This is a genomic window from Corynebacterium sp. KPL4072, assembly GCF_037908395.1.
Taxonomy (GTDB): domain Bacteria; phylum Actinomycetota; class Actinomycetes; order Mycobacteriales; family Mycobacteriaceae; genus Corynebacterium; species Corynebacterium kefirresidentii.
The window spans coordinates 159,379-184,964 of the sequence record NZ_JBBMGE010000004.1 but is presented as its reverse complement, the minus strand read 5'-3'; the positions used below and the strand labels follow the sequence as shown (position 1 = coordinate 184,964).

The 25,586-nt window shown below is 57.2% G+C and carries 18 protein-coding genes and 3 tRNA genes; 12 read left to right on the top strand and 9 right to left on the bottom strand.

The window, feature by feature from the left end:
* Positions 1 to 7 precede the first annotated feature (7 nt).
* Together WMP97_RS05845 and WMP97_RS05840 are read right to left on the bottom strand one after the other, a co-directional pair.
* Positions 8 to 1,069 carry a D-alanine--D-alanine ligase family protein gene (locus WMP97_RS05845; protein ID WP_340440022.1) on the bottom strand — a complete coding sequence of 354 codons (1,062 nt, stop codon included), beginning with the start codon at positions 1,067 to 1,069 and terminating at the stop codon, positions 8 to 10.
* Positions 1,070 to 1,091: 22 nt separating this feature from the next.
* On the bottom strand, positions 1,092 to 2,090 hold the full coding sequence (locus WMP97_RS05840; protein ID WP_340440021.1) for an NAD(P)H-dependent glycerol-3-phosphate dehydrogenase: 999 nt from the start codon (positions 2,088 to 2,090) through the stop codon (positions 1,092 to 1,094).
* A gap of 161 nt (positions 2,091 to 2,251) precedes the next feature.
* On the opposite strand from WMP97_RS05840, the gene WMP97_RS05835 reads away from it, so the two are divergent.
* Positions 2,252 to 3,250 carry an NUDIX hydrolase gene (locus tag WMP97_RS05835; protein WP_340440020.1) on the top strand — a complete coding sequence of 333 codons (999 nt, stop codon included), beginning with the start codon at positions 2,252 to 2,254 and terminating at the stop codon, positions 3,248 to 3,250.
* 104 nt (positions 3,251 to 3,354) lie between these two features.
* On the opposite strand, the gene WMP97_RS05830 is transcribed toward WMP97_RS05835, so the two are convergent.
* The 3 genes from WMP97_RS05830 to leuC all read right to left on the bottom strand — a co-directional run bounded on the left by WMP97_RS05830 (position 3,355) and on the right by leuC (position 6,468).
* Positions 3,355 to 4,233, bottom strand: a complete 879-nt coding sequence (locus tag WMP97_RS05830; RefSeq protein WP_340440019.1) for a hypothetical protein — start codon at positions 4,231 to 4,233, stop codon at positions 3,355 to 3,357.
* 201 nt (positions 4,234 to 4,434) lie between these two features.
* Positions 4,435 to 5,025, bottom strand: coding sequence for a 3-isopropylmalate dehydratase small subunit (gene leuD / locus WMP97_RS05825; protein ID WP_340440018.1), 591 nt, complete (start codon positions 5,023 to 5,025; stop codon positions 4,435 to 4,437).
* A gap of 21 nt (positions 5,026 to 5,046) precedes the next feature.
* On the bottom strand, positions 5,047 to 6,468 hold the full coding sequence (gene leuC / locus WMP97_RS05820; RefSeq protein WP_340440017.1) for a 3-isopropylmalate dehydratase large subunit: 1,422 nt from the start codon (positions 6,466 to 6,468) through the stop codon (positions 5,047 to 5,049).
* 52 nt (positions 6,469 to 6,520) lie between these two features.
* Between leuC and WMP97_RS05815 the strand changes: the two genes are divergently transcribed.
* From WMP97_RS05815 to WMP97_RS05800, 4 genes are all read left to right on the top strand, one after another.
* Positions 6,521 to 7,204 (top strand): IclR family transcriptional regulator, encoded by a 684-nt coding sequence (locus tag WMP97_RS05815; protein WP_340440015.1) that lies wholly within the window; start codon positions 6,521 to 6,523, stop codon positions 7,202 to 7,204.
* A gap of 190 nt (positions 7,205 to 7,394) precedes the next feature.
* Positions 7,395 to 7,688, top strand: a complete 294-nt coding sequence (locus WMP97_RS05810) for a hypothetical protein (RefSeq protein ID WP_340440014.1) — start codon at positions 7,395 to 7,397, stop codon at positions 7,686 to 7,688.
* Positions 7,689 to 7,904: 216 nt separating this feature from the next.
* Positions 7,905 to 10,556: a YhgE/Pip domain-containing protein gene (locus tag WMP97_RS05805; RefSeq protein WP_340440013.1), complete on the top strand. Its 2,652-nt coding sequence runs from the start codon at positions 7,905 to 7,907 to the stop codon at positions 10,554 to 10,556.
* Positions 10,557 to 10,559: 3 nt separating this feature from the next.
* Entirely contained in the window at positions 10,560 to 12,767 is a 2,208-nt protein-coding gene (locus WMP97_RS05800) for a YhgE/Pip domain-containing protein (RefSeq protein WP_340440011.1), read from the top strand.
* A 290-nt stretch (positions 12,768 to 13,057) separates the two neighbouring features.
* Here the strand turns inward: WMP97_RS05800 and WMP97_RS05795 are convergent.
* The 4 genes from WMP97_RS05795 to gltX form a co-directional block, all read right to left on the bottom strand.
* Positions 13,058 to 13,133: transfer RNA gene (locus WMP97_RS05795), tRNA-Glu, on the bottom strand.
* Positions 13,134 to 13,824: 691 nt separating this feature from the next.
* Positions 13,825 to 13,897, bottom strand: a tRNA-Glu gene (locus tag WMP97_RS05790).
* Positions 13,898 to 13,935: 38 nt separating this feature from the next.
* Positions 13,936 to 14,007 (bottom strand) — tRNA-Gln (locus WMP97_RS05785).
* Positions 14,008 to 14,253: 246 nt separating this feature from the next.
* Positions 14,254 to 15,747, bottom strand: coding sequence for a glutamate--tRNA ligase (gene gltX / locus WMP97_RS05780; RefSeq protein WP_023021686.1), 1,494 nt, complete (start codon positions 15,745 to 15,747; stop codon positions 14,254 to 14,256).
* A gap of 232 nt (positions 15,748 to 15,979) precedes the next feature.
* On the opposite strand from gltX, the gene WMP97_RS05775 reads away from it, so the two are divergent.
* The 7 genes from WMP97_RS05775 to WMP97_RS05745 are packed head-to-tail and all read left to right on the top strand — an operon-like array spanning position 15,980 to position 25,545.
* Complete coding sequence (locus WMP97_RS05775) at positions 15,980 to 18,421, top strand: choice-of-anchor M domain-containing protein (protein ID WP_340440010.1); 2,442 nt, start codon at positions 15,980 to 15,982, stop codon at positions 18,419 to 18,421.
* A gap of 36 nt (positions 18,422 to 18,457) precedes the next feature.
* The gene (locus WMP97_RS05770) at positions 18,458 to 20,059 is read left to right on the top strand and encodes a choice-of-anchor M domain-containing protein (protein WP_340440009.1); all 1,602 of its coding nucleotides are present in this window, start codon (positions 18,458 to 18,460) and stop codon (positions 20,057 to 20,059) included.
* On the top strand, positions 20,059 to 21,570 hold the full coding sequence (locus WMP97_RS05765) for an anchored repeat ABC transporter, substrate-binding protein (protein ID WP_340440008.1): 1,512 nt from the start codon (positions 20,059 to 20,061) through the stop codon (positions 21,568 to 21,570). Before WMP97_RS05770 ends, WMP97_RS05765 begins: the two co-directional genes overlap by 1 nt.
* Entirely contained in the window at positions 21,563 to 22,441 is an 879-nt protein-coding gene (locus WMP97_RS05760; protein WP_340440007.1) for a choice-of-anchor M domain-containing protein, read from the top strand. Before WMP97_RS05765 ends, WMP97_RS05760 begins: the two co-directional genes overlap by 8 nt.
* A complete protein-coding gene (locus WMP97_RS05755) occupies positions 22,434 to 23,162 on the top strand; it encodes an anchored repeat-type ABC transporter ATP-binding subunit (protein WP_284835775.1) in 729 nt (242 codons plus the stop codon). Before WMP97_RS05760 ends, WMP97_RS05755 begins: the two co-directional genes overlap by 8 nt.
* Positions 23,159 to 24,067 carry an anchored repeat-type ABC transporter permease subunit gene (locus WMP97_RS05750; protein WP_340440006.1) on the top strand — a complete coding sequence of 303 codons (909 nt, stop codon included), beginning with the start codon at positions 23,159 to 23,161 and terminating at the stop codon, positions 24,065 to 24,067. Before WMP97_RS05755 ends, WMP97_RS05750 begins: the two co-directional genes overlap by 4 nt.
* Entirely contained in the window at positions 24,064 to 25,545 is a 1,482-nt protein-coding gene (locus WMP97_RS05745) for a choice-of-anchor M domain-containing protein (RefSeq protein WP_340440005.1), read from the top strand. Before WMP97_RS05750 ends, WMP97_RS05745 begins: the two co-directional genes overlap by 4 nt.
* Positions 25,546 to 25,586: the final 41 nt, after the last annotated feature.

Below are 25,586 nucleotides of genomic sequence, written 5' to 3'. Positions count from 1 at the left end.
TCCGTCCCTACTTTGCTAGCGCCTGCTCAATGAGAGCCTCAAGCAAAGCGGGGTACTCCACACCCGAAGCGGCGAGCACCTGGGGATACATCGAAATCGGGGTAAAGCCCGGCAGAGTATTGATTTCATTGATGTACACGGAATCTTCGGTAACGAAGAAATCCACCCGGGATAGGCCCTCACAATTTAGGGCCTCGAATGCGCGAACAGCCATGTCGCGCAGCTTCTCGGTCAACTCAGGCGTGAAAGGCGCAGGGATTTCCGCGGTAACCACATTATCGAGGTACTTTGTGTCAAAGCCATAAAAGCCCTCGTCAGAATCATCAATGCCCGCCAGCAGTGCTGGAGCAGACGCCAACAGTGTGCCGTCGGCATAGTGCAAAACACCGATTTCTACCTCTTGGCCTACGATTTCTGGCTCCACCAGGATTTTCTCGTCGTCTTCTAGAGCAAGGTCAACGGCTGCGGGGAATTCTTCCCAGCTATTCACTTTGGATACGCCGATTGATGATCCGCCCCGGGCGGGCTTTACAAAGACGGGCAACCCTAGGTGCTGCTTTTCTTCCTCGCTGAGCTCGGTACGACCCTTCAGAATGACCTCGGGCGCTACGGGCAGGCCTGCCGCTGCCAGCACCTTTTTGGTAAATTCCTTATCCATGCCCACCGAGGAAGCCAATACGCCCGGCCCGACATAGGGCAGGCCGGAGAGCTCAAAGAGACCTTGGACGGTGCCGTCTTCACCAAAGGGCCCGTGCAGGATGGGAAATACCACATCAACCTCAGCAAAGAGCGTGCCATCGGTGACGTTATGGAACTGGCCCCTGGCATTAGGATCCAGGGAAAGCGTTAGTTCCGCCCCTCGCCTGACTTCTGGCATGACACCATTGACAATCTCTAGTCCCTCAGTGGTGCCGGGCGTCCACGTGCCATCGCGGGTGATGCCGATAGGCACCACCTCGAATCTTTCAGGATCGAGGTGATTCATGATCGCACCTGCAGAGACGCAGGATACGGAGTGCTCGGTGCTACGGCCGCCGTAGACAACGGCCACGCGGGTCTTTTCAGTCATGCCCGCAGATTTTACCCTTGACCTACTCCGACTTCTTGGACCGACCCATCAGAGCGATGATCATATCTTCCACCGCCATGCCCTCGTAGCAGACACCATAAACCGCGTGGGTAATCGGCATCTCTACGTCTGCCTGCTGGGCTAGGCGGTAGATAGAATCACAGGAGTAGACGCCCTCCGCAACCTGCCCGTTAGTGGCGGCCTTGGCCTCTTCAATGGTGCCGCCTTGGCCCAAGCGATAGCCAAAAGTACGGTTGCGCGACAATGTCGAGGTACATGTTGCCACCAAGTCACCCAAGCCAGCCAAGCCGGAGAAGGTAAATGGATCCGCCCCCAACTCCACGCCGAGGCGGGTAATTTCTGCCAAACCGCGGGTAATGATGGTGGCCATGGTGTTATTGCCTAATCCCTTGCCAGAGGCGATACCGCAGGCTAATGCGATGACGTTTTTGCAGGCGCCGCCGATTTCCGCACCAATAACATCGGTATTGGTATACGGGCGCAAGTACGGCGCGGCCACCGCCGCCTGGACGCGCTTTGCGCGATCTTCATCTGGGCAGGCGATTACTGTGGCGGCCACTTGGCCTGAGGCAATCTCTTTAGCCAGGTTCGGGCCAGAAAGTACCGCCACGCGGTCAGCTGGCACTCCCGCCGCATCCATGATGACCTCGCTCATGCGCTTGAGCGTGGTGGTCTCCACACCCTTGGAAATGGAGACCAAGGTCGCGTTTTGAGGCAGATGCGGGGCCCACTTTTCCACGTTGCCGCGCAAGGTTTGGGAGGGAACGCCGAATACGACGACCTCGGCACATGACAATGCTTCCACTTCATCGTGAGTCGCCCGCACAGCCGCCGGTAGGCGGGTATCCGGCAAGTAGTCCGGATTAGTGTGGGTCTCGTTGATAGCCTGCGCCAACTCTGCGCGGCGGGCCCACAGGCGGACATCATTTCCGGCATCCGCAAAGACCTTGGCCAAGGTAGTGCCCCAAGAACCGGCACCCATCACCGCAACATTAACCATGGTGTCTCCTCCAAACGTGCAAAGCTATAACCTCAACTTTAAAGCATGTCTGTCCGACCGTGTGGCAGGGATGCACACCGCGCCTAACCCGTGGGACAATGGGCGCTTAGACGTTGTTTAAAGAAGCCAATTACTGTGGAAAGGCCCCGTGGAGGCAGACGATGCCCAATATTAAAAAGATGCACGAAACCGACAAGGATCAACAGCACGAGGAATTCATTTCCGGTCGCCATCAAGAAATCCCGGTAGATCCAGCCAAAGAATTCCACCGCACTACCCTTGCCGCCGGCGCCGTTATCTGGCGTGGTTCTCCGCAGGAACCGGAAATCGCGCTAATCCACCGTCCCCATTACGATGATTGGTCCCTGCCCAAAGGCAAGGTCGATCCCGGTGAGTCGCTGCCCACCACAGCAGCACGGGAAATCCTGGAAGAGACCGGATTCAGCGTCCGGCTAGGCAAGCTCATTGGCAAGGTAACCTATCCGGTCCAGGGGCGGACCAAGGTCGTCTACTACTGGGTCGCTAAGTATTTGGGCGGCACCTATTCCGCCAATAGTGAGACCGATGAGTTGCGCTGGCTGCCTATCGACGAGGCGCAAAATCTCTTGTCCTACGACGTAGATACCGCAGTGGTGGCTAAAGCCGCCAAACGCCTGCGCATCGCACCGGCCACGCGCGTTCTTTATGTCCGCCACGCCCACGCGCATGAAAGCGCCAGCTGGGAAGGCGATGATAACCTGCGGCCGCTCGATAAGAAGGGGCGTCGCCAAGCAGAGATGCTGGTGCCGATGCTGAGTGCCTTCCACCCCACCGCGATTTACTCGGCCTTGCCCCAGCGCTGCCAGCAGACGGCTGCCCCGCTTGCCGACGAACTGGGCAAGGACATCTCCATCAATAAGAACTTTGGCGACGAGGCTTGGGAAAACGACCCAGAAGCAGCCAAGAAAGCCTTCCGCCGCGTGGTAAACGAAGGCGGGGTGCCCGTTATTGTCAGCCAAGGCGGCACCATCCCCGGCATCATCGAGGACCTCGCCCCAAAGTTCCTCAAAAAGCCGGTGGACAAGCTGAAGTTCAAGAAGTCTTCTGTTTGGGTCCTGTCTTTCAACAATGGCGAGCTCACCGGCGCCGATTATCTGGCTAGCCCACTGCCGGTGCGCTAGTTTCCTGGTTCCTCGCCGACCAACAATTAAGGCCCTGCCTTCCATCTCATGCGGTGGACGAGCAGGGCCTTATTTGCGCAACTATCGTGCGGCTGCGGGGTTTTCTAACCGCGCAAGCCGAGCGTGCGACGGACGAAGAGGACCAAAATGAGGGTGTTCAGTGCTGGGTACACAAACATGCCGACTAGGGTAAAGCTCAACACTGCGTACAGGACGGCACTCAGGACGACTACCAAGATGGTCACTCCGACATTCTTCTTCGCTACCTCGATGGAAGCCCCAAAGGTCTCGCCAACGGATAGCTCAGGACGTACGGCCTTAACAGCCGGCATCCAAGTAAAGAAGAAGGCGGCGAAGAGTCCCGGAATAATCAGGAGAACGAAGCCCAGGGAAATAACCAGCCACGAAAGCACATTCACCGCCATGAGACCGGCGACATTTTTAAAGCTCAGAAAGTCCTTTATCTCCAGCATCCCGGTATCAACCTGTTTATTAGCAGCCTTGTACCAGGTGCTAATGGACCAAATAAACACTAGGAACATGGCGATAATAGCTAAGAACATTACCGCAATTAACCCACCAGTAAGTGCGGCATCGGAACCCGAGCCACTATTGGCTAGGGCATCAATGGATGTACCGCTGCCTGCTAGGACGAGGGTCAACAGCAAATAGAGAATGGAGACAATTACGATCTGCACCAGTGGACCGAAAATCCACTGCGCCCAACCGCGGCCGAAGTAGCGGAAGCTATCCGCGAGTACCTGAATGGCGTCTACGTCACGACCAAAAAGGGAATCTTCTCCGTGGTCGGTGCTTCCGGCGTATCCGGGTTGCCCGAACTGTTGCTGACCGTACTGCTGCCCGTAGCCTGGTTGGCCGTTCGCGCCGTTTCCGTACGGCGCAGATTCACTGGCAGGTCCGGGAGTACCTGGACCATTGTTTCCTGAATTAAAGGAATCATTATTCGAATAGGGATTGCTCATAGTTCTAAAGCTAGGGGCATACCCTGTTACAGGAAACTGGAGCTGGCGATTGTTACCCTTACGTTACCAATCTGTACCCCCACGGCTCCCCCAAGGTTTGTACTCAAGACTCATACCCAAACGCACGGCACCCCCACCGCCCCTTCTTTAAAAAGGACTGTAGGGGTGTTGGCGCAAGTTCATCCCCAACCGCGCTCCCATTTATGGGGCGATAACAGAGGGCTTAAAGCCGGGGCGTCGCTTTTCATAGTCAGCAATATCGTCCTCGTTACGGAGGGTGATACCAATGTCATCGAGTCCCTCCATCAACCGCCAACGGGTGTAGTCATCGATATCAAAGCGGTAGGTATTTTCTCCCACCGTGACCGTTCGCGCCTCCAAGTCAACGGTGACCTGGGTTTCTCCTGACTCCAGCTGCTTCCAGATAAGCTCGATGTCCTCTTGTTCCATCAAACCGGTAAGAAGGCCGGACTTTCCTGCGTTACCGCGGAAGATATCTGCAAAGCGGGAAGAAAACACGGCACGGAATCCATATTCACTCAACGCCCATACTGCATGTTCCCGGGAGGAACCGGTGCCAAAGTCTCTTCCTGCAAAAAGCACCGACCCATTTTTAAATTGCTCTTGGTTAAGCACGAAGCTTTCTTCGGAGCGCCAATTAGAAAACAGCCCTTCAGAAAAGCCTGTACGCTTAACCGACTTCAGGTAGCGCGCCGGAATGATTTGATCAGTATCCACGTTAGTAACGCGCAGCGGTACGCCAGTTCCGGTATGGGTTATAAATTTCTCCATTATCAATGCCTTTCTTAGCGCTTAATTTAAGTCAGCAGGGCTAGACAGGTATCCGGTCACGGCTGTAGCGGCAGCCACCTGGGGCGAGACTAGGTGTGTGCGCCCACCTGGGCCTTGTCGGCCTTCGAAATTGCGGTTGGAGGTTGAAGCTGAGCGCTCTCCCGGCGCTAGTTGGTCTGGATTCATTCCTAGGCACATCGAGCAACCAGCGGTACGCCATTCGGCGCCGAACTGGCGGAAGATCTCATCTAAGCCTTCTTCCTCTGCTTGGGCCTTGACAGCTGCTGAAGACGGCACTACCAGCATCCGCGTATCTTCGGCGATGGTGCGGCCCTTGACCACACCGGCAGCGGCGCGCAAATCTTCAATGCGAGCGTTGGTGCATGAGCCGACGAATACGGTATCTATTTTGATATCGCGCAGCGGAGTCCCCGGCTGCAGGTCCATATACTGGAGGGCCTTTTCTACAGTGGCCTTTTCATTGTCGTCACCGCAGTCTTCTGGATCTGGAACACTCTCCCCTAATGGCAGACCTTGTCCAGGATTGGTTCCCCACGTAACAAACGGGGTCAAGGCAGAACCATCAATCTCAACGACGGTATCGAATTCCGCCCCCTCGTCGGTGGGAAGCGTCTTCCAATAGTGAACCGCAGCATCCCAGTCCGCCCCGCTGGGAGCAAACTCGCGTCCCTTCACATAATCAAAAGTTGTCTCATCTGGGGCGACCATGCCGGCGCGGGCTCCTGCCTCAATAGACATATTGCAGATGGTCATGCGCTCTTCCATGGACATCTTGCGGATCGCCTCACCCCGGTACTCAATGATGTGACCTTGCCCGCCGCCGGTACCAATTTTGGCGATTATGGCCAAGATGAGATCTTTGGCGGAGACTCCCTCTTGCAATTCGCCCGTCACCTCAATCGCCATCGTTTTAAAAGGCTTCAAGGAAAGCGTCTGCGTGGCCATGACGTGCTCCACCTCAGAGGTGCCGATGCCCATTGCGATTGAGCCAAAGGCACCATGGGTGGAGGTATGCGAGTCGCCGCAGACAATGGTCATACCTGGCTGGGTGATACCCAATTGTGGGCCAACTGTATGGACAATGCCTTGCTGTGCATCTCCCATGGAATGCAAGCGCACGCCAAATTCCTCGCAGTTCTTACGCAGGGTCGATACCTGGGTGCGAGAAACCTCATCCTTGATTTCCAAGAGGTTGCCAGACTTAATGCCTTGCGTGGGCACGTTATGGTCCTCGGTTGCCAAGTGCAGTTCAGGGTGGCGCAGTGTGCGCCCAGCCAGCCGCAGACCATCAAAGGCCTGTGGACTGGTAACTTCATGTAGTAGCTGAAAGTCAATAAAGATGAGGTCTGGTGCCCCAGCATCACCGCGTTGGACGACGTGATCGCGCCACACTTTTTCCGCCAATGTCAGCTTCTGGTTCATAAACATCTCTCCACACTTGAAATCTCATAATTTGGGACGTAGATTTCATTGTATGGGAGAGTATAACGCAGTTTCCGGAATTAAAGTGTTGGATCGAGCAATGGCCATCATGATGGCCGCCGCCAACCACCCCTCCACCCTCAACGAACTATGTGAAACCACGGGCCTACCTCGGGCGACGGCACACCGGCTAGCCACCGCACTGGAAGCGCACCGCATCCTCGTTCGCACCCCCGAAGGAAAGTGGAAGGCCGGTCCAGCCCTCCCTGGCAACCGTGACCACCTACTGGAAGTGGCGGGTCCAATTATGGAGAAGCTGCGCGAAGACACCGGCGAGTCCATCCAACTTTACGAAGTCACTGGAAATACCCGCACCTGTATTGCCACTAGGGAACCCGAGTCTGGCCTTCATAATGTCGTCCCCGTCGGACGCCAGCTACCACTTAGCTCCGGCTCCGCAGCGCGCATCATTGCCGCCTATGTAGATGTCAATATCGAAGACGCCTCGTTTACTCTCCAGGACATCGAAGCAGCAAGAAGCCAAGGGTATTCGGAGTCCATTGAAGAACGCGAAGCCGGGCTAGCCTCTATTTCTGCACCGGTTTTCGACGAAGCCGGAACTTTCCTGGCAGTTTTGTCCATTTCCGGATCTGTCGAGCGCTTCCAGCCATCACCCGCCCAAAAGTACGCGGATACCCTCACGGCAGCCGCTCGCGAATTGAGCAGCCAGCTTTAAGCTGCCCCTCGCCCCCACCATGCCCGTCTCTACCCAATCCTTGCAGAGACGGGCATTGCCTTTTTCTACTCATTTAAAAAAATTTGAGGAAACTCGCCGCCAGCTATTGAAACCAAACTGAAAATACGATTTAATGAAAATACGTTGAAAACAACGGGGGGCTAATCCCCGCCAGAAAGGACCAGTCATCATGACCCACACCACCCACGAGAACCACACCCACACCCACGGCGCCGATTGCGGCCACGTATCCTTCCCACACGGCGACCACACCGACTACCTCCACGAAGGTCATATCCACCGTGAGCACGATGGCCACTGGGACGAGTGCGAGACCACCGAGCACGTAGAAGCCGAGGCTCACACCGACCACACTCATGGTGAAGGCTGCGGCCACGTAGCAATCCCGCACGGCGACCATGTGGACTACCTGCACGACGGCCACCGCCACGCCGCACACGGCGATCACTACGACGAGCACTAGTTGCAGCTCGAGGCTTAGCCCCTCATTATGCGCCGCCTCGGCCCTTCACCTTGTGGGTCCCGGCGGCCATTTCTATGTCTACCCTTCCGCTAAAGAGCGCCCCGAAATTCACACCAGAAACATATCTGCGAGCTCGACAGGACACACTCTCTCATTTCTGTTAAAACTGACAGTCAGACTATTAGTTCTTTCCGGTTGGGTGCTACGGTTCTTCGAGTGATTACTAGTTGGAAGATTTTTCTCCAAGATTTTGTCCGCTTGTGGCGGACCCCGCAGGTCTGGGTGATCCTTATTGGTTTGATGATCACCCCAGCCCTGTATTCCTGGGTAAACATCTCCGGTTTCTGGGATCCCTACGGAAACACAGAACACATCAAGGTCGCCGTTGTAAATGAGGACAAGGGCGCCACCTCGGAGATGACCGGCCACTTAGACGTCGGCGGACAAATGATTGACAAGCTGCATGATAACGACAGGCTTGGCTGGCAATTCATGGACAGGCAAGAAGCCGAGGACGCCGTTAAGAAGGGCGACGTATTCGCCTCGGTAATAGTGCCCGAGGACTTCTCGGCCGATTTCGTCAGCCTGTTTAAAGGTACGTATTCTCAGCCCACGCTCGAATACCACGTTAACGAAAAGCTCAATGCAATCGCGCCGAAGATTACTGATACCGGTGCTTCGACTCTGGATACCACTATTAGCACTACTTTCAATGAGCAAGTGGCGGATTCAGTGGCGACGGAGCTTAAAAATTCCGGTGGTGATTTAAGCCAGAAGATTAACCGTACCGCGGGCGATACCGCGGATTCTTTTTCGGAAACCGCAGACACTGTAGCCAACTCGCGCAGCCAGTTGGCCGACGTTCACGCCACCATCGATGACGCACGCCCGACTATCGCGCAAGCCCGCGAATCACTCGGCACGGTCCAACAGACCGTCGATGACGCGCAGACCGCGTTGAACGAAGTTAATTCCATTACCGCTGAGGTCCAGCGCGAGGTCACTTCCTTCTCCGATGACGCCACGGCCGCTTATGTGGAAGGAACGACCGCGTTGGCAGACGGCACTGCTTCTGCCAACGCTACCGTGGGCTCGGTATCTGGCAAGCTACGCGGTGCCCTCACTCGCGTCGATGCCGCTTCTGCTGGCGCAGCAGGCATCGTTGGTGAAGCGGATCGGGCTATTGACCAGCTCGATAAGCTCGCCTCATCTCCAGCCCTGCCCCCGCAGGTTTCCCAGCAGATTAAAGATCAGGTGGGAGATTTGCGTGAACGCAATAATCAGAACCGCGCAGTCCTCGGTGACTTGGACTCTCTCAACAGCGATACCAACGACACCATCGATTCGCTCAATAAGACAACGAGCTTGCTGGATAAGATGGCTGCCCAAACGCGCGATGACTCCCACGCGCTGCGCGATAATGTAGCCGAGGGCATGCCCAAGCTCAATGCCGCGCTTTCCGACGTCACAGCTACCACCGGAAAACTTTCCGCCTCGCTCGAAAGCCAAAAGGCACTGGTGGGCCAGACCGATGGGCTCTTAGGCGGCGTCGACAAGCAGCTCAACCAAGCCCAACAGGTGGTCGAGCGCTTTTCTGTAGACCTCGATGGCATTGAACAGGGACTCCGGGCCTCCCGCAGCGATGTGCTGGCGTTGAGTAATACCGCCAATAACAATTCCATCCTGCAGTCAGTCAAGGGCCTCAATACCGACGAGGTTTCCTCCTTCCTTGCCTCCCCTGCGGAGATGGAAAGCCACGCAGTCTTCCCGGTGAAGCACTATGGCTCCGGCATGTCCTCCCTATTTATCAACCTCACGTTGTGGATCGGCGCTTTCATGCTGCTCATCATCTTCCGCGCTGAGGTAGACCCGCAGGGCCGCAAGAACCTCACCATCACCAAGGCGTACTTTGCCCGCTTCCTTCTACTCTCCTTCTTTGCCATCGCCCAGGCGCTCATCGTGTCCATCGGCAACCTTGCGATTGGAGTAGAGCATGCCAATGCAGTGGCTTATGTCGGTACCGCAGTCATCATCGGCCTGTGCTATCTGAGCATTACCTATAGCTTGGTGTCTACGTTTGGCCACGTGGGCCGAGGCATCGCGGTGGTCTTTGCCTTCATCCAGATTCCTGGCGCTTCCGGCCTCTACCCGATTGAGATGACGCCAGATTTCTTCCGTGCGGTACACCCGTTCCTCCCCTTTACATACGGCATTGACGCCATGCGAGAAACCGTCGGAGGTTTCTACGGTAACCATTACGCACATGACCTCTGCGCCCTCATCGGCATGGCTGCGATTGCTTACCTCGTCGGTTCGGTGATGCGCCGCGGCTTGTCCAACGTCAACATGTTGGTCAACGACGAACTGCGCAAGGGGGGTTTGGTTATCAACGAACAGGTCCACCTTGTAGGAAGCCGCTACCGTTTCACCGATCTCCTCTATGCCTTGAACGACCGCGAGGCTTATCAACAAAGCCTTGAGAATAAGTGGGGCATGGCGCGCAGGAACTACTCTCAGTTGATGAAAATCACCGTGGCGGTGGGCCTGGCGCTGGTTGTCGCTTTGGGTATCTACTCACGCATTAACCCTGGAGAAAAGGCCATCATCTTCGGCCTGGCCTGCCTGGTTACGCTCATCGCGGTGGGTGTTATCTGTTCCCTCGAGTACGTCAAGCAGAGCATCGCACATGATAACCGCCTGGCGGATCTTAGCGACGAGGAAATCCAGGAGCACCTCGAGCACCAGCAGGAACATCCAAACCGCTACCTCCTGGAAGATTTGGACGAGGAATCCGCACCTGCTGATACCACCGAGACCAAAGAAATACCCGCCGTTGAAGGCGATGACTCCGGAAAGGGCGGCGAGTAAGTCATGAAAAACATTCTGACCATCCTCCGCGATGACCTCCACGCCATTCGCACCAATGTAATGACCGCAGTCATTATCTTCGGTCTTGCTATCATTCCGTTGCTTTTTACCTCCTTCAACGTGCTGGCCAGCTGGGATCCTTTTGCCAATACCAACCAGCTCAAGATTGCTGTTGCCAGCGAAGATGAGGGACACGAAAGCGACCTAGCCTCATTGAAGCTTAATTTGGGCGATGAGGTGCTCTCGCAGCTCAGCCGCAATCACGATATTGATTGGGTCATTACCGACAGCGCCGATGCGGTCGAGGGAACAAAATCCGGTGAATACTATGCTGGCATCGTCCTGCCAAAGGACTTCAGCGCAGATCTGCTTACCTTTTATGTAGAAGGAACCGAGCCCAGCAAGCTCAATCTCTATACCAATGAGAAGAAGAACGCGCTGTCTACCAACATCACACAAAAGAGTGCGGACGGCGTCATTCAAAAAATCGACGAGTCCTTCACCCGCGTGGTATCTAACGTTGGTCTCGGCGTCGTATCCGATTTAGATAAATACCTCAACGAGGACGACACCCAGACGGCACTCAATAACCTTCACAACCGCATCAATAACGTCAGCACTCGCCTCGATGCGGCTTCAGGCACTGTAGGTGCCCTAAGCAATCTTGTCGATTCCACCCTCCCGCTTACGCAGGCAGCGGATAATATCCTCGCCGAGGCCGGCCGCCAGGCCACGGAGACGGACAATGCCCAAGGCGAGAACCCCATCGACATTCTGCGCTCCACCCTCAATGACTCTGCAGGTTCACTAGACGCTTCCTTGGCGGCTACAACACAAAGCTACGATGCGCTTTCTGCCCAGATGGATGAGTTGCTCAATAACGCAAGTAACGCCACCGCACAAACGGCGCAGACCTACCGCAGCGCAGCTGAACGTGTAGATGAGCAAACGAGCGCCTTTGAGGGCGTACGCGCTTCCATCAAGGAGCAAGCCGATAAAGCGGCGCTGCCGGCTCCAGTCGCTGGCGGCTATAAGGCGTTGATGGGCCAGATTGATGCTTCTATCGCCCAGAGCAACGCGCTACATGATTCGTTGGTTTCGACCGCCGATGATATTGAGCAGGGCCGTGGTACCTCGCAAGAATCGCGCCAGCGCACCAAGGATGCCATCGCCAATGCGAAGCACGCCGCAGAGAAGGCGCGCACTTCCTATAACGAGAACCTCAAGCCCCAGCTGGATCAGCTCAACCAAAGCGTCTCTGTAGTGGCCGGCGATATTGATGCTGTTAAGCAGGACATAGCTGGTATTCGCGACTCGGTTTCTCAAGATAACGAGTCCCCACAGCAAAGCCTAGCCCGCGCCCGCGATACTACTGCTAGCCTTGCCGGCACCCTGCGAGAGCAAAGCGGCCGTTTCGCGGACATGGGACGCAAGATCGACGAGGTTCGCCATGGCGGCGACCTAAGCAAACTGGCCGATATCGTTGGCTCTGACCCAGAGCTACTCGCCTCCCGCATTGCTGCTCCTGTGGCTGTGGACCGTGAACCGGTCTATCCTGTGGCCGCCTTCGGCGTAGGCATGACACCGTTCTACCTCACCTTGTCGCTGTGGGTAGGTGCCCTCCTAGCGTGCGTGCTGGTCCATACCAACGCCGAACGCAAGTACTTGCGAAAAGACGAGAACGGCAAGTACGACGAAAGCGATTTCACCCGTGGCCAGGCATTCTTCGGTCGCTTTGCCACGCTCGCGTTGGTCGGTCTGGCTCAAGCCACCTTGGTGGTGCTTAGCCTCATTTTCTTCGTCCAAATCGAGCCTGCACACCCGTTCATGCTCATGTTCGCAGCATGGGTAGTCTCGCTAGTATTCATGTTGATCATTTACTCACTGGTCATCACACTCGATAGTGCCGGCAAGGCCTTGGCGGTATTGTTGCTTGTGATACAAGTGTCTGGTTCCGGCGGCGCCTACCCGTTGCCATTGCTGACTGAATGGTTCCAGAACGTCAGCCCTTGGCTGCCAGCTACTTATGCTATCGATGCCTTCCGCAGCGCCATTGCGGGCATCTACCATGGCGATATTTGGCGTGAGCTGGGCATGCTGCTGCTGTTTACCATCCCGGCATTGCTCGTCGGGCTCCTTATCCGCCGCGCCATGGACGCCTATCATAAGCGCCTACAAAAGGCGATTAAGAAGACGAAGGTGATGGCATAGCCAGCGCTTGGCGACGCCCTCCTTACACAGCCCAGCGAGCCGTTTCACGGCCCGTTGGGCTTCTTCCTTGCTGCGGTCTAGCGCAGGGCGCAGCTGACCACTCAGAACTCACTGTAGGGAGGTGCAACGCCGCCTGCTGCACTGTTTAGGGCGCTCGACGAGAATCGAGCGAGAATTGAAGAATGCAGGCGCCTGAAAGGCCGACTTATATGCCCCAACAGTCTCAAGGAATGCGCTTTGGGAACTAGGGAAAACAAAAGCTGCGAGCCATGAGGCTCGCAGCTTGGTAGTGGTACCCCGTACGGGATTTGAACCCGTGTTACCGGCGTGAGAGGCCGGCGTCCTAGGCCGCTAGACGAACGGGGCGCGTTCGCAGCAAGCACACACTGTGCGTTGCGGACTTGTTAAGAGTAAACGATGGGTTAACCGAGCACAAATCGCACGCTTAGGGGCGGTTTTGAGGGCGGAGGCTAGGAAAACGAAAAGGGTCCCGAGTCTTTACTGCAGTGAGGGTTCTTCGTGGCCGGGGTGCGGATCGAATCAGTGGTTATTCCGCAAGCAATCTGTGGATAGTCCGTGGCCGAGAACGCTGTGCTAGTAGGACTCGGGATGGCGCTGTGCGTCGAAGTGCATATACTGCAGGCTCCTATACTTCGTACAAATGTTAGTGGGAAGGAAGTTGTGGATTATAGCGTTACTACCTGGCTATGCTTTCGGCCTGTGCGCCTTCGCTGTGGTGCGTTTCGATTTCTGTCACCCGCTCTCCTTTCTGTCTGTTTTCTGCTGTACTTGCAGTCTATGCCTGTACTTGCAGGACTGGAAGGGGTTCGCGCAAGTTCGCAGTGGTCTTAACCCTGGTCTTACCGGCGGCGCGTCGCTGCCTGCGCGAAAGCTACCAATGGTCCGGGGTTAGGTTATATCCAGTCCCCCATGCTTGACCACATCTCCACGTGGCCTTTAGACGACACCTCACAATCGATACCTCCCCCCCTTTAAGCCCCGATAAGATACCGCCTCGGATATGAAAAATCCTCCAGCACTAAGCTGGAGGTCTTTGTACCCCGTACGGGATTTGAACCCGTGTTACCGGCGTGAGAGGCCGGCGTCCTAGGCCGCTAGACGAACGGGGCATAGAACTAGTGAGCCTGCCATTAAAGCATTTTCACTGCTGGCCTACCAGGACTCGAACCTAGAATGGCGGTACCAGAAACCGCTGTGTTGCCAATTACACCATAGGCCATTTGCTGACTCGCTAGGGAAGCTAACTGCCTTTCAGCCGTTCTCCCTTGCTCGCTGCAACGTGTAATAACTATAATGATCTTCGCGTAAACTGCCAAATCGCCAGCGCATAACGCTTTTTCAGCCCATAAAGGCGGCATTAAAAATGCGGTGAATGACAGTGCTGTAGTTCAGCCGTCATCCACCGCGCTAACGCGAGAGGAGTTCTTAATCCCAGCGTTGACTGCAGCGCTTGCCGCAGCGTTACCTACTGCGCCGCCGGGACGTAGGGAGTCACCTCGCGTGCGGCACGCAGGCGGGCCAAGGTAGATTCCTTACCCAGCAGCTCCATGGACTCAAAGAGCGGTGGGGAAACCTGGGCACCAGAAATAGCTACGCGCAGCGCACCATAAGCCTTACGAGGCTTCAGCTCTAGGTCTTCAATAAGCGCCTGGGAAAGGGCCGCCTCGATATTCTCGGTCTTCCACTCGGCAACGCCTTCGAGGGTTTCAATACCTACCTCCAGAGGCTGCACGGCCTCTTCCTTGAGGTTCTTCTTCGCTGCCTTCTCATCGAGTTGAAGTTCCGCATCTGGGGTAACCAAGAAGCTCATGAGGCCATAAGCATCGGAAAGCGTCTTGATACGGGTCTGTACCAGATCTGCCGCGAAGGCAAATTTCTCGCCGTCATAGTCGGCCGGGAAGTCGGTGTATTCCGTCAGGTAGTTGCGCAGACGGAAGGCAAACTCTTCTGGTTCCAGCTGGCGGATATGGTCGGCATTGATAGCCTCGAGCTTCTTCTGATCAAAGCGGGCCGGATTCCCCAGCACATCGTGGACATCAAAGTTCTTCACCAAATCTTCCATGCTGAAAATATCCTGGTCTGCAGACAGCGACCACCCTAGCAGGGAGAGATAGTTAAGCATGCCCTCCGGGATAATGCCATTATCACGGTGGTTGAACAGGTTGGACTGCGGATCACGCTTAGAGAGCTTCTTATTACCCTCGCCCATCACGAACGGTAGGTGACCAAACTCTGGAGTGAACTCGGCAATGCCGATCTTCTGCAGGGCGTCGTAAAGCGCGAGCTGCCGCGGAGTAGAAGACAGCAGATCTTCACCGCGCAGCACATGGGTGATGCGCATTAGGGCATCATCCACCGGGTTAACCAGGGTGTAGAGCGGCGCACCGTTGGAACGAGCAACCACGTAATCCGGCTGGGTTTCAGACTTGAAGGTCATTTCCCCGCGGACCAAGTCAGTCCAGGTCCAGTCCTGATCCGGCATGCGTAGGCGCCACACCGGCTTGCGGCCTTCGGCCTCAAAAGCGTCGATCTGCTCCTGGGTGAGATCACGGTCAAAGTTGTCATAGCCCAACTTCGGGTCACGGCCAGCCGCCTTGTGGCGCTCCTCTACCTCTTGGGCGGTGGAATATGCCGGGTAGACAAAGCCACCTTCGATGAGCTTGTCTAGGACTTCCTTGTAGATGTCCATGCGCTGGGACTGACGGTAAGGCTCGTGCGGGCCACCAACATTGATGCCCTCATCCCAGCCCAGCCCGAGCCAGGTCAGGGAATCAATGATGGCCTGGTAGGACTCTTCAGAGTCACGGGCGGCATCGGTGTCCTCGATGCGAAATACCAGCTTTCCGCCGGTATGACGGGCGTAGGCCCAGTTGAATAGTGCGGTGCGCACCATGCCTACGTGCGGTGTGCCGGTTGGGGATGGACAGAATCTAACGCGTACTTCAGTCATGCCCACCATCGTAGTGGAGCCGCCGATTCCAGTCCGCACCAGCCCAGGCGCCCCTGAAACCTGCCCGGCGCGTAGCGGTTTGCAGTTTATTCCTACACGCAAATTGGGGTAATTGGAAACAGGTTTCACTACAAAACCACAGGTCAATGAAACTGACTTCCATTAGGGCTAACAGGTTATGGGAATCATTTTCTATAGTTTCTGGTGAACTTGTGAGAACTGTAGAAAGGCCTTCCCAACTGTGGCTTCCCCACGCACCCGTTTCCTTGCCACGCTGAGCACGTTGGCGCTAATCACTCCCGCCACGGCTGTCGCGGGCCCGGATGATGGCAAGCACATCGCTACCAATACCCACGTTGACTCCCCCAAGTCTTTCTGGGAGAACAACGATTTCGTCCTGAAATCCGAGTTTGGCGGTCAAGAGCCCCCGATAGCCGACACCGTTGCCTGGGTGGGCAAGGGCTACAGCGCCACGGATAACAGCAACCAGTATCTCTATACGCTTCCGGCAAACGGGACCCAAGACTACATTGGGGCACCTGGTACAACCTACTACACAGCGCCGCACCAAGTATCCGGCAATACTTCACCCATTTGGCTGGGCTTTGGCGCCGATACCTCCTTGCCCACGGACAAATTCCGTGACGGGGTCGCGTTCCTTGATTTGCTCAGCGTCGATGGCCCCGGCGAGGTAGAGCTTTTTACCAATAAAGATGATGAGGCCGGCACCCAGCTGCACCGCATGCTCGGTTCCTTCCCGGATTCGCCGCACTCTGCTTACCTTGTTGCCGGCACGCATACGCACAACTCCACGCTGTTTACCAAGCCCGGACGATACCGCCTGACCTACCGCACTAGTGCGCGCGGAAGGGACGGCCAGCTCATAGCCAATGAGCCACAGACCACCACCATCCAAGTGGGCGGGCAGAAACCCAAAGAAGAAAAGACGCCGAGCCTCAAGGAACGCTTCGCACAATCCGCAGCCGGTAACGCCGCTGCTGCAGGCTACAGCCTGCGCATGGCGCCGAAGTCCAATCCCGAAAAAGACGGTGATGACAAGCTCACCACCATCTCTTTCGATGCCAAGAACAAGGCGCAAGGCACCCTTACGCTGCTTATCGACGGCTACTTCCTCACCGACCTTCCCGTTAAGGATGGGCATGCTCAGTGGGACGAATACATGGGCCCCGACCCTTCCCAGGTGCAGGCTGTATTTACCTCAGAGGGTGATGCCCCACGCTGGATATCCCAACCTCTTGACTTCCAACCCGGTAAATCCAGCCACACCGATTCTTCTGCCGCCGCTGATACGTGGCAGGAAACCTCCCAGCCGCGCCAGCTTGCCCCCACCCAGGAAACCGAGCTAAAGGAACTGGGCTACACCATCCGCATGCGCAAGCAGGGCGATGGCGGCACCAAGATCGTGGTGGATACCGAAGATAAAAACTTCAACGGCCTACTCACCGGCGGGCTCTATGACACCAAAGGGGCGAAATACCCCACCGTGGATCTGGAAACCCCTATTACTAATGGCCACGGCGAGGTCTCCTTTGATGAGGGCGAGTACTTCAAGGGCTATTTTGCCAAGGTTGACCTCTTCCCCCATTCCACTCTGAAGGCCGGACATGCCAGCAGCGTAATCACCGAGTCCTTTGCTTTCGGCGAAAATTATGAAGTCAATGGGAAGTTTTCTACTTCCACTGACGAACCGGAGACTACTCCCGGCGAGCAAGGTACTCCGTCTTCAGCGCCGCAGCCAGGCACCGGAAAACCGCAAACCGGCAATGCACAATGCAGCGACAAGTACCTATTAGACCGTGGGCATGTAGATATCAAGGCCCAGCCTGCCGAGGGAGGCTTTGCAACCGTTCTGCGCGATGACACGGCGCAGGTAGACAAGAAATCTGTTGACCGCAAACTCGATGACGTTGTACTCGGTGTACACGATAATGCTCTTACCCCACGCAATAAGAAGCTCGAGGGCAAGGAGTTTGATTTTCTAGGAAAGCCCGGTGAGCGCTTCTATCACCTGCCGCAAACCCAGGACCAAAACATCATTTGGCCAGGCTATAACACCCAGGATCTGGACTATTCCTTAACCAAGGACAATGCCGTCAACCTCAACTTGAAGCCCACCTCCACGCCGGACGGCGCCGAGTGGGGCGCATTCATCGATGGCACCCATGGTAAGGGCTTTTCGGTCCTCGCCAATTCAGCGGCTAAAGACTACACCATCGAAACCAACTTTCCGGCCCATACCCATACGCACTGGGCCTTTTCCAAGCCTGGCTTGTACACCTTTGAGGCCACCTATACAGCCACGGGCACAGACGGCAAGGAGCTAAAGTCCGCGCCCCAAACCCTCACCTTTGCCGTGGGCGATAAGACGTTGGATTCCTGTTCCTTCCGCGCGCCGGGCACCACTGGGAGCGGAGAGCCCAGCGAAAGTCCAACGGATAGGCCTTCCGCGGAGCCTTCCCAGAAGCCTTCCACCCAACCATCCACCCCAGATACGCCGGACAAGCCAGCTCACCCCGGTAGGCCAGAAGAGCCGACAGGTTCCTCATTTAGCCCGTGGAGCCTGGTCCTCCCAGCGGTTCTCGTGGTGGTTTTCAAGGCCTTTTATAACTTCTTCCGCGATAACGAGGACCTCATCCGCAAACGCTTCGGCCTCAACTTCTAAGCCTCTTCTACCCCACCAACTAGACGGGAAACCACAATGCATCATTCACCCTCCTTTGCCCCTCGGCGCGTCCCGCTGCGGCGCCGATTCATTCACGTATTCGCCGCCGTCTTTGCCACAGCACTGGCCTTCTTCTCCCCCGCCGCGGCACTTGCCTTTGATGAGGTCTTCGACTCTGGCCACGTAGACGCCTTTTATGTCACGGCCCCAGATGGTCAGCTACACCTATCGATGAAGGAAGACATCACTGGATCGAGCGTTCCACGCTCTGGCGATGATGTGGTGCTCAAGGTTGTGGAGGACGCTTGGTCCGATGCCACCGAGGCCGTGCCGGAGATCGGCCAGCCCACCTATTTCCTGCCGCAGACCCAGGATCAACGCATCATTTGGCCGGGCTGGGATACCCAGCCTGCACGCGATGGCGGCTTTGACAACGTTGACCTAGAATTCGCCGAAGTTTCCGGCCCGGGTTCTGTTTATGTCTTTGAGACCAGCGGCTTTGGCGATGTGAAGACGGTGACCGATTCCGGCTCAATGGAGCTCACCAGCGGCGAGGTCATCAACCAGCCCAATCCTGCTCACCGGCACGTCAACTGGGCCTTTAGCGAGGCCGGCACGTACACCATGACGGTGCAAGCCCATTCCAACGGCGAATCCAGCAATGCTGTGACCTACACCTGGGAGGTGGGCGACGGCGGCGATGCATCCGCAGCCGATCGATCAGCTGATACCGGCGAGGTTAGCAATGACCAAGAAGCTACGAGCACCCCGCGTTCAGCAGACAAGGGCGGCGCTGCAGCCGCAGATAAATCCGGTGCAGCTACGGATAAAGAGTGCACCCCGGGTATGACGCCGCAAATCAAGGACGATACTGTCTCTCCTTCCCAGTGGCGCGATGCTGATGGCGCTACCTTTTATCTCTCCGATAAATCCAGCGTCGATCTGCCCCAAGAGGTAGGCCCAGTGCCAGCTGGTCAGGCGTGGATGATTGGTTCTACCCAGGTCGATGGCGTGCCGTGGCTCGGTGCTAATACCCAAAGTCCGACCATGCGCGAGAATATCCCTGGCGATGTCACCTGGGAGTTAGCAGGCTTCAAGGGCCCTGGCCCGATGATGGTCTACTCCCAGGGCGGACTGGGAAAGATTGTGGGCGATGAGTGGTTCCGAGGCAATGCCGATGCGGCGGAGGGCACCTATTCGATTGCCCCCAATACGCACGTGCACCCCAACTGGGTCTTTGGTGCGCAGGGCACCTATGACGTCACCATCCGCCAGGTGGCCAAGACCGATGAGGGCAAGCAAGTCGCCGGCGAAGCGACACTTCACTTCGTGGTCGGCGGCGACAAGCCGGCGGAAGCCTTTGACAACGGGCACTTCGACTTAGGCGCTGCGGTAAATCCGGAGGGCGGAGACTGCGGGGATGGTGCTGCGGCAGGTGGGGCGTCGGCAAGCGCTGGTGGCTCTACCACAAGCACCGGAACAAGCACTGGCCAGGCCGCGCAGGCCCCTAGCAAGGGCGGTTCTTTAACCAATACGGGGACTCCCATTGTTCCCTTTGGCATCGGAGCACTGGGCTTGGGCATGCTTTTCCTCGGCCTGGGCATTGCCCGCCTAGCTGTAGCTAAGGCAGCGGACTAATGGCGCGTGCGCTTTCCCATAGACGCAGGCTTCGGACCATAGGCGCGCTGCTGGGCTCCTGCCTGCTGGCCACTGGTTGTGCCCCCTCGGCCGCGTTGGATGCTGGAGACGGAGAGAAATTCACCGTGGTGGCCACCACCCCGATCCTCGCGGATCTCGCGCGCAACATTGCGGGAGAAGATGCCCGCGTACAAAGCCTTATCCCCAGTGGAAAAGATCCGCATACCTTTGAGCCAACGCTGCGCACGGTCCGCGATGTTGCCAATGCCGATTTGGCGCTGAGCAATGGCTACTTGCTGGAGCCGCAGTCTCTCATCGATACGCTGCACGAATCCACCGATGCCCCCGTGGTGGAAGTGGCCGATGCTGCCTCCACCCGCGGTGCCACTCTCGTGCCGCTGGTAGAAGATGTCTCGCTCGAGGCAATTTGGCTGGGCCTGCGTATCAGCGGCGCACAACAGCGCTCTTCTGGAGTGGATTTCCGCATGGTCTCTGCCGACGGACCAGGTAACGTCGCGGCCTATGTGGTCTCTACCTTCGGCACCCCGGAGGTCCTTTTTAACTCGGCCGATGGCATCGATGAAAAAGAAGACTCAGTGACCCTGCCGGCCAACGCCCACACGCACGTCTCTTGGGGGTTTTCCCAGCCAGGCATCTATCACCTCGGGTTCCAAGCAGAGGGCACCGACGTCCAACACCTCACTGTGGCCGTGGGAGTAAACCCACCTAAAGGCATGCAAGTGATAGATTCCGGACACCTGGATATTGCAGGTGACCTAGCCAAGCACAGCATTGACTTGCGCGATCAGGACAAGCGTTTCGACCCTGCCACCACCGTGGTGTCCATCCCCTCTTCAGTGCTGCAGCCCATTCCGCCTGATCCTGCCTACCGCTTCCTGGGCAGGCCGGGCGCGGATGCCTACCTATTGCCGCAGGCGGTCCTAGGTAAGCACATCCACGGCGAGGTGGACCCGCACCTATGGCACAACGTGGACAACGCCATCGCCTACGTCGATGTCATTGCCGAGGAAATGGCGCAAGCAGATCCTTCCCACGGGGCGTCCTACCGCCAACGGGCGGAGGCCTACACCCAGCGCTTGCGGAATACGGATACCTATGTTGACCGCGCCATTTCTTCTATCCCTAAAGAAAACCGGCACCTCGTGACGACCCACCACGGCTACGCCTATCTGGAGCAAGGATATGACATGTCGGTGGCCGGCTTCGTCACTCCCAATCCGGCCATCGAGCCTTCCCCACGCGAAGTCATTTCCTTGCGCCGCACGCTGGAGAACCTACATCTGCCAGCGGTGTTTGTAGAACCCGTGCAGCAGGCAGGCGCCGAGACATTGAAGCAGGCTGCCGCGGAGCAAGGCGTGGAGCTGTGCCCCATCTACGGCGACACGTTCGATGACACCGTCAGCTCCTACATCGAACTTATGAAATTTAACGCTGATTCCCTTCAGCGCTGCCTCACCCCCACCCCCACCGATGGAGATAAAAATGCTTAAATTCGCTACTCGTACCGCCACCCGCACCGCCGCCTGCGTCCTTACTGCAGGCCTGGCATTTTCTACCAGTCCTGCTTGGGCGGGCGACCTCGCCCAGGTAGTCGGTGCCGATGAACACGTTGCCCCACAAGGCCAGGAAAAGGTCATCGATACCGGTCACGTAGACGTTGGTGCCCTGCTTGATGGCACGGATTCTGAGCTTATGGCCCGCGATGATGCCGGCGATAAGCCAGTCTGGCGTCACCTGGATGACCTCGTGTTTTCCGTGGGCGATAAGGCACAACAAACCCTTCCCGATACAGATGACTTTGGCTTCGTTGGCGCTGAATCCGGCGATAAGGTCTGGGTAGTTCCCCAAACCGAACAAGTCGGTGTTCCCTGGCTGGGGTGGAATACCCAGGCGCCCTCACTTGTCGACGCCGCCGATCGTGGAGTCACCATGGAATTTCTCGGCCATTCCGGGCCAGGCGATTTCTCCCTCTTCCTGCAAAACGGCGGCTTCGAAGCGCCACAGCTCTTGTGGTCCACCGCGCAGAAGAGCGACGAGGACTTCTGGGTAGACCTCAATACCCACACCCACGCCAACTGGACGTTTACGGAGCCAGGCACCCATCAGGTAGGCATCAGGGTAAAGGGCAAGACCAAGGACGGTGCCGATTTCAGCACCGATGGCGTACTCACCTTCGCCGTGGGCGATGATGCCGACGTCCAAGCGGCCCAGGACACCACCTGGAATCCAGACGATGCCCAAGCCGCAGGCTCCTCTATTCCCACCTGGGTCTTTGTCCTCGCCGGTGTCGGCGCCGTAGTACTGCTACTGGCCCTGGGACTCGCCCTGCGTTCAGCCAAGCGGGGCGATAACCGTGGCTAAACCGCTTATTTCCGTTGCTGATCTCAACGTCTCGCTCTCGCACCGCAGCGTCATCACCGATGCCAACCTCACTGTCTGCCCGGGCGAATTCATCGGGCTCCTCGGGCCCAATGGTGCTGGTAAGACCACCCTCATGCGCGCGATTTTAGGGCTCATTCCTTCCTCCGGAACTCGCAGCATCTCCGGCACTGTGGGGTATGTTCCCCAGCGCCACGAGGTGGAATGGGGCTTTCCCATCAATGTCTATCGCACCGTTCTCAGCGGCCGCACCGGCCTAATCGGCTGGCTCAAGCGACCGCGCGCCACGGACCACGCCGCGGCGGCAGAGGCGCTTCGTTTGGTTCACATGGAAGAATTTTCCACCCGCCCCATCGAAGAACTCTCCGGTGGTCAACGCCAGCGCGTGCTCATCGCCCGGGCACTCGCCACACAACCACACGTGCTGCTGCTCGATGAGCCCTTTACCGGGCTAGATGCGCCCAATACCGAATCACTCCTCGAGCTTTTTGAAGAGCTTTCCCACCGCGGCACCTCCATCATTATGTCCACTCATAACCTTTCTGAAGCCGCACATTCCTGCCACCGCCTCATTCTTTTTAACGGCACCGTGGTAGCCGATGATTCCGCTTCGCGCCTTCTTCGCCAGACGGATCCGTGGACGCACACCTTTGGCGTGCGTGCCGGTTCGCCTTTGCTTTCTTCCATTGGAGTCTCCGCATGATAGAAATTTCCTTCCTCGATTTCCTGCGCGACCTGGTTAATCCCCACCTTGACTTCCTCGCTCGCGCGGTAGGCATCTCCTTGCTGGCGGCCATCGTGTGCGGCGTCATCGGCTGCTATGTCGTGCTGCGCGGCATGGCCTTTATTGGCGATGCCGTCTCCCACGCGGTATTTCCTGGCCTAGCCATTGCCTTCGCCCTGCAAGCCTCGGTGCTCGTGGGTGGTGCAGTCGCCGGTGCGGTTGTGGCCTTGCTCATCGCCGCCTTTTCGCAGCGTCGCCACGTACGAGCGGATTCCATCATCGGTATCTTCTTCGCCGCGGCCTTCGCCTTGGGCATGGTGATCATCTCGCGCACCGATGGCTATAGTGCCTCGTTGACAAGCTTCCTCTTCGGCTCACTCACCGGCGTATCCCGCACCGATATCATCATCGCGGCCTGCGTATGTGCCGTGGTTATCGCCATCGTTATAGCCTTTGGCCCCCAGCTCAACGCCACGTGCTTGGACCGGGAAACCGCTCGCGCGATGGGCTTGCCCGTCTTTGTGCTGGATATCATTTTGTACCTGTGCGTCACGGCCGCAGTGGTCATTTCCGTAAGCACGATCGGCAATATCTTGGTCCTCGCACTGCTTATCACTCCGGCCACGACGGCACGCCTACTTAGCGCAAACCTCACGACCATGATGTGGCTATCCGCCCTCATTGGCGCGCTATCTAGCTTCCTCGGTATCTACCTAGCATGGGCCATTGACCTGCCAGCCGGCGCCACCATCGTGCTCACCCTTACCGTAATTTTCTTGGGCGTTTGGGCCATCCACCCACTGCTCGGCGCCCGCAAGCACGCAGGTGCCTCGCTTTCCGACGCCCCACACCCCACCCCACGAAAGGAATCCGTCTCCTCATGAAACCTGTCTGCCGCACCGCGGTGGCCCTTGGCGCCGCCGGACTTATTAGCCTCGGCGCCCTTCCGGGAGCGGGAGTAGAACCCTTCGAGCCCGCCACCGCATATGCCGAAGAATCCACCGAGGAATGCTCTTCCAGCGACTTCGACCTCATCACCAAGGGCCACCAGGACATGGCGCTCAGTGGCGATTCCGGTGATCTCAGCTTCACGGTGAAAGATGATGACAAGGGCATCAAGCATGACTCTGAGTCCTTTGCCATTGAGGTATCTGATGACCTTAAACAACCGCTATCGGAGCTCGGTGATTCTTCCCTGCCCGATGAAGGTTGGATTCTGCCGCAAACGCAAGACCCCGATGCTCCTTGGCTAGGTTTTAATACCCAAGAGCTGTCTCAGGATCTCCTCGCCACTGGAGATACCGCTAACTTGAGCATGGCTATCGCACAGGGCCCCGAAGATGGCCGCATCCTGGCCTACCAGGTGAATCTTGGTGACCCCAAGGTGCTTATGGACACTGCCGATGGCTCTGCCTGGGACTACCCCGGCAACTCCCATTCCCACCCGGCCTTTGCCTTTACCGAGCCGGGTACTTACGCGGTGAGCTTTACCTTCGAGCTTCCCGACGGCTCCCGCCATCACCTCCATGCTGGCTTCCTCGTCGGCGAGCAGGCAGATGCGAAAGATCTATGCGGCGTGGACTATACCGATGCGGACGCTGCTACCGGCAACGGTGGCGACTCAAATAGCCGCCCCAAGCAACTGGAAAAAGACGTCAAAGACGTAGACAAAGCCATCGCCGGGCTAGACAAAGAACTCGACAATACCCTGCAGGAGGGCCAGAAATTCCTAGAAGGTGGCAAGCCACAAGAAGACAAGAAGGGTTCTGACGAGGACAGCGCGGGCAAGCGCCAGCAGCCCTCCCGCACCAAGGAAAAAGACGCTGGGAAGGATGGAGCGCCACATAAGACGCCGTCCACGGGTTCGGCTCACGCCTCTGGTACTACGCGAAAGTCTGGTGCTGGTTCTGGGGCTACGACCCACCATTCGGCTAGCCGTGTCAATGATTCTGCCTCCACTGCGAAATCCGGAAAAAGCGGAGGCGCTGGCACGGGCTCACACCGTTCTGCTTCCACCAGCGGTTCTTCCCACTCGACGGCCAAAAAGTCCACCGGCTCTCGGGACGCAAAGTCCGCAAAGCGTACCAAGGGCAAGGCCGCAGGCACCGCTGGTGCAGAGAGGGTGCCGGATGCCGGCGCTGCGGAAGGCAAAAACACTGGAAATGTACTGACTAATGCCGCTGCGTATACCGCCACCCTGGCTAAAAGCAGCTTCTGGGCGGGCCTTTTAGCCGGACTAGGCGCATTCGCTCTGGTGCTCGGAATCGGCCTGCTGGTCTATGTCCGGTTCTTCCGCAAGAAGAAGGCCCCAGCGCAGCAGCCGGCCGATGATGCCACGGCCCACTTGCCGCGCGTCGACTAGCGCAGTGCTAGTTATCGGCCAACCATAGAACGAGGCCCAGA

Bases quoted from the DNA above. Each gene is read 5' to 3' on its own strand.
- WMP97_RS05845 (WP_340440022.1), bottom strand. From the start codon at position 1,069: ATGACTGAAAAGACCCGCGTGGCCGTTGTCTACGGCGGCCGTAGCACC.
- WMP97_RS05840 (WP_340440021.1), bottom strand. From the start codon at position 2,090: ATGGTTAATGTTGCGGTGATGGGTGCCGGTTCTTGGGGCACTACCTTG.
- WMP97_RS05835 (WP_340440020.1), top strand. From the start codon at position 2,252: ATGCCCAATATTAAAAAGATGCACGAAACCGACAAGGATCAACAGCAC.
- WMP97_RS05830 (WP_340440019.1), bottom strand. From the start codon at position 4,233: ATGAGCAATCCCTATTCGAATAATGATTCCTTTAATTCAGGAAACAAT.
- leuD (WP_340440018.1), bottom strand. From the start codon at position 5,025: ATGGAGAAATTTATAACCCATACCGGAACTGGCGTACCGCTGCGCGTT.
- leuC (WP_340440017.1), bottom strand. From the start codon at position 6,468: ATGAACCAGAAGCTGACATTGGCGGAAAAAGTGTGGCGCGATCACGTC.
- WMP97_RS05815 (WP_340440015.1), top strand. From the start codon at position 6,521: ATGGGAGAGTATAACGCAGTTTCCGGAATTAAAGTGTTGGATCGAGCA.
- WMP97_RS05810 (WP_340440014.1), top strand. From the start codon at position 7,395: ATGACCCACACCACCCACGAGAACCACACCCACACCCACGGCGCCGAT.
- WMP97_RS05800 (WP_340440011.1), top strand. From the start codon at position 10,560: ATGAAAAACATTCTGACCATCCTCCGCGATGACCTCCACGCCATTCGC.
- gltX (WP_023021686.1), bottom strand. From the start codon at position 15,747: ATGGTGGGCATGACTGAAGTACGCGTTAGATTCTGTCCATCCCCAACC.
- WMP97_RS05770 (WP_340440009.1), top strand. From the start codon at position 18,458: ATGCATCATTCACCCTCCTTTGCCCCTCGGCGCGTCCCGCTGCGGCGC.
- WMP97_RS05765 (WP_340440008.1), top strand. From the start codon at position 20,059: ATGGCGCGTGCGCTTTCCCATAGACGCAGGCTTCGGACCATAGGCGCG.
- WMP97_RS05760 (WP_340440007.1), top strand. From the start codon at position 21,563: ATGCTTAAATTCGCTACTCGTACCGCCACCCGCACCGCCGCCTGCGTC.
- WMP97_RS05750 (WP_340440006.1), top strand. From the start codon at position 23,159: ATGATAGAAATTTCCTTCCTCGATTTCCTGCGCGACCTGGTTAATCCC.
- WMP97_RS05745 (WP_340440005.1), top strand. From the start codon at position 24,064: ATGAAACCTGTCTGCCGCACCGCGGTGGCCCTTGGCGCCGCCGGACTT.